This window comes from Photorhabdus heterorhabditis (assembly GCF_001280945.1).
GTDB lineage: Bacteria > Pseudomonadota > Gammaproteobacteria > Enterobacterales > Enterobacteriaceae > Photorhabdus > Photorhabdus heterorhabditis.
Genome location: NZ_LJCS01000095.1, coordinates 1 through 8,960, shown reverse-complemented (window position 1 = coordinate 8,960; position 8,960 = coordinate 1). Strand labels below are relative to the sequence as shown.

Annotated in this window: 11 protein-coding genes; 6 read left to right on the top strand and 5 right to left on the bottom strand. The window is 39.9% G+C overall.

From position 1 onward, the window contains the following. Positions 1 to 310 precede the first annotated feature (310 nt). On the top strand, positions 311 to 853 hold the full coding sequence (locus AM629_RS19725) for a gamma carbonic anhydrase family protein (protein WP_054481330.1): 543 nt from the start codon (positions 311 to 313) through the stop codon (positions 851 to 853). On the opposite strand, the gene AM629_RS19720 is transcribed toward AM629_RS19725, so the two are convergent. The 5 genes from AM629_RS19720 to dprA all read right to left on the bottom strand — a co-directional run bounded on the left by AM629_RS19720 (position 832) and on the right by dprA (position 4,185). Then, positions 832 to 1,089, bottom strand: coding sequence for a DUF1488 family protein (locus AM629_RS19720; RefSeq protein WP_054481328.1), 258 nt, complete (start codon positions 1,087 to 1,089; stop codon positions 832 to 834). The genes AM629_RS19725 and AM629_RS19720 overlap by 22 nt on opposite strands. Next, entirely contained in the window at positions 1,086 to 1,904 is an 819-nt protein-coding gene (aroE, locus tag AM629_RS19715; RefSeq protein WP_054481326.1) for a shikimate dehydrogenase, read from the bottom strand. The genes AM629_RS19720 and aroE overlap by 4 nt, the downstream gene beginning before the upstream one ends. 7 nt (positions 1,905 to 1,911) lie before the next feature. Beyond that, positions 1,912 to 2,481 carry an L-threonylcarbamoyladenylate synthase type 1 TsaC gene (gene tsaC, locus AM629_RS19710; protein ID WP_054481324.1) on the bottom strand — a complete coding sequence of 190 codons (570 nt, stop codon included), beginning with the start codon at positions 2,479 to 2,481 and terminating at the stop codon, positions 1,912 to 1,914. A 5-nt stretch (positions 2,482 to 2,486) separates the two neighbouring features. Next, complete coding sequence (locus tag AM629_RS19705; RefSeq protein ID WP_054481321.1) at positions 2,487 to 3,035, bottom strand: DNA topoisomerase family protein; 549 nt, start codon at positions 3,033 to 3,035, stop codon at positions 2,487 to 2,489. Positions 3,036 to 3,099: 64 nt separating this feature from the next. Beyond that, positions 3,100 to 4,185 (bottom strand): DNA-protecting protein DprA, encoded by a 1,086-nt coding sequence (gene dprA / locus AM629_RS19700; protein WP_054481319.1) that lies wholly within the window; start codon positions 4,183 to 4,185, stop codon positions 3,100 to 3,102. Positions 4,186 to 4,317: 132 nt separating this feature from the next. Between dprA and def the strand changes: the two genes are divergently transcribed. The 5 genes from def to AM629_RS19675 form a co-directional block, all read left to right on the top strand. Further along, positions 4,318 to 4,830: a peptide deformylase gene (gene def, locus AM629_RS19695; RefSeq protein WP_054481317.1), complete on the top strand. Its 513-nt coding sequence runs from the start codon at positions 4,318 to 4,320 to the stop codon at positions 4,828 to 4,830. A 23-nt stretch (positions 4,831 to 4,853) separates the two neighbouring features. Next, positions 4,854 to 5,804: a methionyl-tRNA formyltransferase gene (gene fmt / locus AM629_RS19690; RefSeq protein WP_054481315.1), complete on the top strand. Its 951-nt coding sequence runs from the start codon at positions 4,854 to 4,856 to the stop codon at positions 5,802 to 5,804. Between the two features lie 38 nt (positions 5,805 to 5,842). After that, a complete protein-coding gene (gene rsmB, locus AM629_RS19685) occupies positions 5,843 to 7,132 on the top strand; it encodes a 16S rRNA (cytosine(967)-C(5))-methyltransferase RsmB (RefSeq protein ID WP_054481313.1) in 1,290 nt (429 codons plus the stop codon). A 56-nt stretch (positions 7,133 to 7,188) separates the two neighbouring features. Next, a complete protein-coding gene (gene trkA / locus AM629_RS19680; protein ID WP_054481311.1) occupies positions 7,189 to 8,565 on the top strand; it encodes a Trk system potassium transporter TrkA in 1,377 nt (458 codons plus the stop codon). Between the two features lie 109 nt (positions 8,566 to 8,674). Beyond that, on the top strand, positions 8,675 to 8,960 hold a 286-nt coding region (locus tag AM629_RS19675; protein ID WP_152912037.1), incomplete at its 3' end, for a helix-turn-helix domain-containing protein.

The window sequence follows — 8,960 nt, the reverse complement described above, 5'->3', positions numbered from 1 at the left end:
TTCTCGGTCAGCCGGGCTGCGTATATTACGCTTTTTGCCCGCAGAGTCAAGCGCTTATTTGCGCTCCCCTGCCCAACCCCACACGTTTTCTTAGCGTTGTGTCGGTCAGTGGTGGCGCATTATAGGGGGCTTAAATTTTTACACAACACTTTTTTTTAGATTTACCACCAACAGGCGTTTTTTTACCCTTTACGAGTTAAATTTAATCGATTTTGACTAAAATCAATAACTTTCTTTCATTGCATACTGGTATTTTCCTCACTAAGATCCTTAAGAACAGCAAATCCCTATTTCTTCATTAGAGGTATATATGTCTGGAGTGTTACGCAGTTACCTTGGTACTCAACCTAAAATTGGCCGGAAAGTCATGTTAGATCCATCTAGTGTGATCATTGGTGATGTCAGGCTTGCTGATGATGTCAGCGTATGGCCTTTAGTTGTCATCCGCGGAGACGTTAATTATGTATCTATTGGCACGCGTACTAATATCCAAGATGGCTCTGTATTACATGTAACACACAAATCAGTTGATAATCCTGACGGTTTCCCTTTAATTGTTGGGAACGATGTCACCATCGGGCATAAAACTATACTTCATGGCTGCACTATTGGTAATCGAGTACTCATCGGTATGGGTTCCATTCTGCTTGATGGTTCAATTATTGAAGAAGACGTTATTATTGGAGCGGGCAGCTTAATAGCCCCAGGAAAAATATTAGAAAGTGGATACCTTTATGTTGGCAGTCCTGCCCGTCAGGTAAGGAAACTGAAACCTGAAGAATTAGAGGCATTACGTTATTCAGCAAGCAATTATGTCTGTTGGAAAAACGACTACCTGCAAGATAATATGTAGCGTCCCAAATGATCATCATTCCCATTGTTGATTACTGATTCGAATTCCTCCTCTAAATCCCAACGATTTTGTCGGAACAGGCTTAGTGGATGATGCTCTTCCCCATAACGATATAAAAGCTCCTTAGCACCTATAACACACTGAACCAATAGCCCATTTACCAGAGCAGGAAAAATAACTACCTGCTCTTGTTCATTCCATTCTTCTCTATCAGGAAACTGGATAGATTGATTCATGAATGTAACTCCTGTTCCAATGTTCGCAATACAGGAGCGATTTCTGGCAGTACACCATGCCATAATTTAAACGAATGAGCAGCCTGCCCTACTAACATTCCCAGCCCATCTGCATAACTAGAAACACCATGTTTCTTGGCAAAGGAAATAAAAGGTGTCAAGTTAGACTGATAAAACATGTCATAACAAACACAATTTTCATTAAATATTAACGGAGATATCTCTGGAATCTCACCGTTAAGACCAGATGCAGTCGCATTAATGATCAGATCAAATTCAGGGCTATTTAGTGTTTCCATTTCAACAGGCCGAATATTGCCTATTGACGAGAAATCATAAGCAATCTGGACGGCACGACTGAACGTCCGGTTTGTAATTGTAATTTCACAACCAAATTCTAATAATGAAGATAAAACTCCTCTGACTGCACCACCGGCTCCAATAATTAAAATATGTTGCCCCTGTGTAATAAATCCACGTTGCATCAAATCTGTTAATAACCCTATACCATCCGTATTGTCGCCAATCAATTGATTATTATCCAACAATTTCAAGGTATTGACTGCACCACTGAATTTTGCCCGTTCAGTTAACTCATTTGCTCGGATAAATGCCCGCTCTTTAAATGGTAAAGTGATATTAGCGCCAATCCCGCCCTGTTTAAGAAACACAGCCAATGTCTCTTCAAATTTATTTACAGGAGCCAAAATCTTCCCATAACGATGCTCAATACCAGTTTGCTCAGAAAACAACTGATGGATACGAGGAGATTTGCTGTGCGTAACAGGATTACCAAAAACAGCGAATTGATTCATATTTATTCTACCCTTGACGATACAGTTCACCAGTTAAAGCATCCCGAATTTCTGAAGGTTTTTCACACCCTCCAACATTACCGCTTAATACAGGAAGCTTATCCCCAAACTGTTGTCTGACTTCTTCTGCTGTTCTACATGGTTCAAGACCATTTAAATTTGCACTGGTCGATACCAACGGTTTTCCATAAAAAGTACATAATTGTTTTACTAAAGGATGATCACTAACTCTAACAGCCAAAGTGGAAAACTGCCCAGTCAACCATTTAGATGTACTAGGTTTGGCAGGGATTACCCAGGTCATAGGTCCTGGCCAACAAGCAAATATGGCTTTTTTTTGTCTTTCCGTTAGAAGCTTATCATCAAGATATGGTTGTAATTGCTCATAATTATCTGCAATAAGAATCAACCCTTTCTGCCACGGCCGCTTCTTTAATATAAGCAGTTCATTTATTGCTTTCTCGCTATCAGGATCACATCCCAGTCCAAAAACAGCTTCAGTCGGATAGGCAATCACTTTTTCTGTTTTTAATGCAGTTAACACATTTTTAAATGCAGGTGATGCTTCATTACTCATGCTTGTTACTCAGTTTCATTTACTTGTTGTTTTCCACACAATTTACTGGCACAAAACAACTTTGCACCTTGTGATGTTCGTTTTTCCGTCAGTAACGGATAATGACAAAACACACATTCACCCGCGACTGGTTTATTATTTAATACAAACTGACAATTAGGGTAACAGTTACACGCGTGAAAAATTTTTCCGAAACGTGATTTTCTTTGTAATAGTTGCCCTTGTTTGCATTGAGGGCAGGCTATTAACGTTTCATCCGGTTTATCAATCAGTTCTGTATGCTCGCATTCAGGATAACGACTACAACTAATAAACATTCCATAACGCCCTCGGCGTAAAGTTAAATTAGCACCACATGCAGAACATGTCTGCCCTTCAAGTTCTTTTACCACATGACCGTCACTTTGCCCTTTTAATGAACGAACATATTGACATGATGGATAACCAGAACATCCAAGAAATGGGCCATGAATGCCATTACGGATAACTAACAGAGAACCACATTCAGGACAACATTCAGTTTCATTAGTGGAGAAAGGAACCATTTTTGCCATACCATTTTTTCACTTGAAATTTATTTTTATATGACGTTGAACAAGACTATGGACACTCAGTTAATTAATCCACACGCACATAACCACCAGCAACTACAGCCACTTTACCCAGTAATTCCAGTTCAAGGAGCTTTGTCATTACCTCATTTATAGGTAATGAAGAACGCTGAGCAATAATATCGATAGAAGTTACCTCATCACTTACGTTAACTAGCACATCAGCAAATGGCAACTCAGTTTGCTCAAACCGTGGTTCTACTTCTTGTTTCGTTCCTTCCATATGCAACCATTGTAGTGAACTGTAAACATGTTCTACAATATCTATTGCGTTTGTAGCCAGGTATGCACCCTGTTTGATTAACCAGTGATTTCCTTCACTCATTGGATTCCCCAATAGACCTGGTAATGCAAATACATCCCTTCCTTGTTCAAGGGCACAACGAGCTGTAATTAATGAACCACTGTTTTTACTCGCTTCTACAACGATAATTGCCGAACTTAACCCACTGATAATTCGATTTCTTTTAGGGAAATTCTTTGCACGTGGAGGGGTATCCGGGAAAAATTCAGAAACAAGAGCACCATTCTCCTCTATCTGTTTTGCTAATGACACGTGTCTATGAGGATAAATATGCCCAAGCCCACTACCTAATATAGCAATTGTTTCACCTCCACTATCCAGTGCAGACCGGTGACAAATACCATCAATTCCGATAGCTAAGCCACTAGTAATAACTAACTCATGCCCAACCAATTCACGTGCAAAAATTTTTCCCCATTTTTCGCCATAATAGCTTGCGGCCCTGCTCCCTACCATCGCAACCTGCTTCTTTAAAAGAAGTTCTAATTTTCCTGAAACAAAAAGCGTAAGAGGTGGGGCATGTATCTGCTTTAATAGAAGTGGATACGAAGGGTGAGAATATGTTAATAAATGGCATTCTGGCTGTTCAAGCCATTTTAAGCACGAAGTTAGCACTGTTTTATTTGCTTTAGTAAATTGCAAACATTGTGCTGGTGATAACCCACTGTCTTTCAGCACTGTGGAATAACGATTCCCAGCATGCAATAATTTTTCTGCAATATTTGCTGCTTTTTCTGTTGCCAAATGAGAGATCATCTTCATTCGCAACCATACTTCCATAGCTTCCATATTGTCATCCTGGCTGAGATTGACGGACAAATCAAACTGCTTAATTAGCAATCGATACTGTCAATCCAAACGGGAAATGTCTAGAATAGACATAGAATACCATTCACATTTTGGATACAGATCTAAACATATATGCCAGTATTACAAATATTACATTACCCAGACGAGCGGCTTCGCACTATTGCAGCGCCTGTTGAAAAAGTTGATGCAAAGATTCAGAGTATCATTGATGATATGTTCGAAACTATGTATGCAGAAGAAGGCATTGGCTTGGCAGCAACACAAGTTGATATTCATCAGCGTATTGTCGTTATTGACGTATCAGAAACCCGCAATGAACGCCTTGTACTGATAAATCCAGAGTTACTGGAAAAGAGTGGCGAAACTGGGATTGAAGAAGGTTGTTTGTCTATTCCTGATCAGAGAGCACTAGTGCCACGAGCTGAAAAGGTCAGAATTAGGGCTTTAAATTACGATGGACAATCATTTGAATTACAAGCTAATGGCTTACTGGCTATTTGTATTCAGCACGAAATGGATCATTTAATTGGTAAACTTTTTGTGGATTACTTATCTCCTCTGAAACGCCAACGTATACGCCAGAAAGTAGAAAAATTAGATAAACAAAGAGCTCGAACCCAATAAATTATTTAATACAGGAAATAAACGTGCCTGATTCTTTGCGTATTGTTTTTGCCGGAACACCTGACTTTGCAGCACACCATTTAGAGGCTTTATTAGCGTCTCAACATGAGGTAGTTGGTGTTCTCACTCAACCAGATAAACCGGCTGGAAGGGGTAAAAAACTGACACCCAGTCCTGTGAAAGTGCTGGCTGAAAAACATAACATTACTGTTTTTCAGCCAACTACTTTGCGTTCAGAAGAAAATCAACAATGGATTCTCAAACAACAACCTGATGTTATCATAGTTGTGGCATATGGATTAATCCTCCCTAAGGCTGTTTTGGACATTCCAAGATTAGGTTGCCTGAACGTACATGGTTCCCTATTACCACGTTGGCGTGGTGCAGCACCAATTCAACGTTCACTCTGGGCCGGTGATGTGGAAACGGGAGTGACTATCATGCAAATGGATATAGGTCTTGATACCGGCGACATGCTATATAAAGCAAGCTGCCTTATTGCACCTGAAGATACTAGTGCCAGTTTATACGCAAAACTGGCCAATATTGGGTCAGATGCGCTGCTTAAAACATTATTGTTAATAGCATCAGGTAAAAACCGGCCTGAAACTCAAAACGAAAAATTGGCTACCTACGCTGAAAAACTAAGCAAAGAAGAAGCCCGAATAAACTGGGCATTATCTGCAACCCATATTGAACGCTGTATTCGTGCATTTAATCCCTGGCCCATGAGCTTTTTCGAGATAGAAGGACAGCCTGTTAAAATTTGGAAAGCAGAAGCCATTGAAGAACAAACTTCAGCAGAACCAGGAACTGTATTAAAAGCAGATAAAAAAGGCATTCATATTGCTACCGCTGATGGAATTCTGAATATCACTCAATTACAGCCGGCGGGTAAAAAAGCAATGTCAGTAGAAAATCTACTTAACTCCAAACGTGAATGGTTTACGCCAGGCATAAAATTAGCTGAATAACTTTCTCTTAAAGCTGTCTTTTATCAGCCTTTTTAACTATGAAAAATACATATAATCTGCGAAGTATCGCTGCGAAAGCAATCAATCAAGTTCTAGATCAAGGACAGTCTCTCAGTACAGTCTTACCTGAACTACAACAGAATATAACTGATAAAGATAAATCCTTATTACAGGAATTCTCTTTCGGGGTATTGCGTGTATTGCCTCAGTTAGAGTGGATAATAAGCCAATTAATGGCAAAACCATTAAAAGGTAAACAACGTATTCTTCATTACCTTCTTATGGTCGGAATATACCAACTTGCCTATACCCGTATTCCTGCTCATGCAGCTCTGGCTGAAACAGTAAATGGAGCCGTAGCTTTGAAATACCCTCAGCTAAAGGGTTTGATTAATGGTGTCCTTCGCCAATTTCAGAGACAACAATTACAGTTAACAGAACGTTCACAAAATCATTCTAGCCATCACTTACATCCCGAATGGTTATTAACCCGAATCCAAAAAGCCTATCCACAAGAGTGGCAGCAACTTATTAACGTTAATAATCAAAAACCACCTATGTGGTTACGAGTTAATCGTATATACCACAGTCGGGATGAATATCTTACCCTTCTTCATAAAGCAGGAATTGATGCGGAACCAGCTATCGGATTACCCTTTGCTATCCGTGTAATTTCCCCCTGCCATGTAGCAATATTACCTGGATTTGACAAAGGTTGGGTCACTGTTCAAGATGTGTCTGCACAAGGGTGTGCCGAGTTATTACAACCAATTAATGGAGAGAAAATTCTCGATCTTTGCGCTGCACCAGGAGGGAAAACAACACATATCCTAGAAATAGCACCAGAAGCTCAAGTATTAGCTGTAGATATTAATGAGCAAAGGCTCAAACGAGTAGAAGAAAATCTCCGACGCCTTAATTGCCACGCTACAGTAAAAACCGGTGATGGACGCCACCCTGAACATTGGGCAGAAAATCAGCAATTCGATCGTATTCTTCTGGATGCTCCTTGTTCAGCAACAGGAGTAATCCGCCGCCATCCCGATATTAAATGGCTACGCCGCGAGGAAGATATTGCTCAGTTAGTTCAATTACAATCTGAAATTATTGATGCAATCTGGCCATATTTAAAGAAAGGTGGAACACTAGTGTATGCAACCTGTTCTATTTTACCGGATGAAAATAGCCAGCAGATCAGTGCGTTTTTAAAGTGCCATCCAGATGCAGAGTTAGCAAGAACAGCAACAAGCGAAAACCCAGGAAAACAAATAATACCTGAATTAACTGGTGGTGATGGTTTTTTCTACGCTCGATTAATTAAACAGTGATATATCTCTACAACTTATAGAGATAATTATCTGCTTCTAATAAATTAGAGAACATTATGAAAATAATTATTCTTGGTGCAGGCCAAGTCGGTGGTACATTAGCTGAAAATCTGGTAGGTGAGAATAACGATATCACTATCGTCGATACTGACCCCAACCGTCTGCACCAACTACAGGATAAATTCGACCTCAGAGTAGTCAATGGTCACGGTTCTCATCCCAGAGTATTAAGAGAAGCTGGTGCCGAAGATGCTGATATGTTAGTTGCTGTAACTAATTCTGACGAAACTAACATGATTGCATGCCAAATTGCATATTCTTTATTTAATACACCGAATAAAGTTGCACGAATACGTGCAGCAGAATATATCCGCGAAGCAGAAAAACTTTTTCTCCCTGATGATATCCCTATTGATTATCTTATTTCACCAGAACAACTCGTCATAGATTATATTTACAAACTAATTCAATATCCTGGCGCTTTACAAGTTGTTAACTTTGTCGAAGGTCGGGTAAGTATTGTTGCGGTAAAAGCTTATTACGGCGGCTCACTTGTAGGAAATGCACTTTCTTCACTCCGTGAACACATGCCACACATTAATACCAGAGTTGCTGCAATATTTCGTCAAGATCGACCAATAAGACCACAAGGTTCTACAATTATTGAAGCTGGTGACGAAGTTTTCTTTGTTGCTGCATCGCAACACATTCGTGCTGTAATGAGTGAACTTCAACGCTTAGAGAAACCCTACAAACGTATTATGATCGTTGGTGGTGGTAATGTCGGTGCCGGACTCGCACTACGCCTCGAAAAAGATTACAGAGTTAAATTGATTGAACGGAATCAGCAAAGAGCTACAGAACTAGCCGAATTATTACATGACACCATTGTCTTTTATGGGGATGCATCAGACCAAGAGTTACTAGCTGAAGAACATATAGAACAGGTAGATGTGTTTATTGCTCTAACCAACGATGACGAAGCAAATATCATGTCTGCAATGCTTGCTAAACGCATGGGAGCCAAAAAGGCCATGGTCCTCATTCAACGTAGTGCATATGTCGACTTGGTACAAGGCGGTGTGATTGATATTGCAATCTCTCCACAACAAGCAACTATTTCGGCTTTACTAAGCCATGTTCGTAAAGCAGATATTGTAAGTGTTTCATCATTACGTCGTGGAGTAGCTGAAGCTATCGAAGCGATTGCTCATGGAGATGAAAAGACTTCAAAAGTTGTCGGTCGAGCTGTAGGTGATATTAAATTACCACCAGGTACCACAATTGGGGCAATAGCTCGCGGTGATGAAGTAATTATTGCTAATGATTACAGCGTCATCGAACAAGGAGATCATGTAATTATGTTTATTACAGATAAAAAATTTGTTCCTGAAGTGGAGAAGCTATTCCAACCAAGCCCTTTTTTCCTTTAATGGCTTGAAATATAATTATCTATGGCGGATTCGACTAATTAAGTGCAATTTTTCAGAAGGGCGGTCAGTTGCTATAGTAGGCATCTTTCCCGCCACAGGAAAATGCACAATGACCTATATACAACTGACCGAAACAGAAAGATACCAGATTTCCAGTTTAAAAGAAGCGGGTTTTTCACAGCTTTTTATTGCGGAGTCACTTAAGCGAAGTCCATCGACCATCAGCAGAGAATTGAAGAGAAATCAAGAAGTTCAAACCTATTGTCCTGAACAGGCTCATTTGAAGGGATTAGCTCGTCGTCATTTTGCTAAAAAAGCCGTAAAAATAACGCCGGAAGTCAAAAAATGGATAAAACGGTTAATTTGGCAAGATTTGAGTCCTGAACAGGTGGTTG

What these genes read in the sequence shown, in the direction of transcription:
- tsaC (WP_054481324.1), bottom strand. Translation starts at nt 2,481, where the DNA reads ATGAGTAATGAAGCATCACCTGCATTTAAAAATGTGTTAACTGCATTA.
- rsmB (WP_054481313.1), top strand. Translation starts at nt 5,843, where the DNA reads ATGAAAAATACATATAATCTGCGAAGTATCGCTGCGAAAGCAATCAAT.
- AM629_RS19705 (WP_054481321.1), bottom strand. Translation starts at nt 3,035, where the DNA reads ATGGCAAAAATGGTTCCTTTCTCCACTAATGAAACTGAATGTTGTCCT.
- dprA (WP_054481319.1), bottom strand. Translation starts at nt 4,185, where the DNA reads ATGGAAGCTATGGAAGTATGGTTGCGAATGAAGATGATCTCTCATTTG.
- AM629_RS19720 (WP_054481328.1), bottom strand. Translation starts at nt 1,089, where the DNA reads ATGAATCAATCTATCCAGTTTCCTGATAGAGAAGAATGGAATGAACAA.
- def (WP_054481317.1), top strand. Translation starts at nt 4,318, where the DNA reads ATGCCAGTATTACAAATATTACATTACCCAGACGAGCGGCTTCGCACT.
- trkA (WP_054481311.1), top strand. Translation starts at nt 7,189, where the DNA reads ATGAAAATAATTATTCTTGGTGCAGGCCAAGTCGGTGGTACATTAGCT.
- AM629_RS19725 (WP_054481330.1), top strand. Translation starts at nt 311, where the DNA reads ATGTCTGGAGTGTTACGCAGTTACCTTGGTACTCAACCTAAAATTGGC.
- aroE (WP_054481326.1), bottom strand. Translation starts at nt 1,904, where the DNA reads ATGAATCAATTCGCTGTTTTTGGTAATCCTGTTACGCACAGCAAATCT.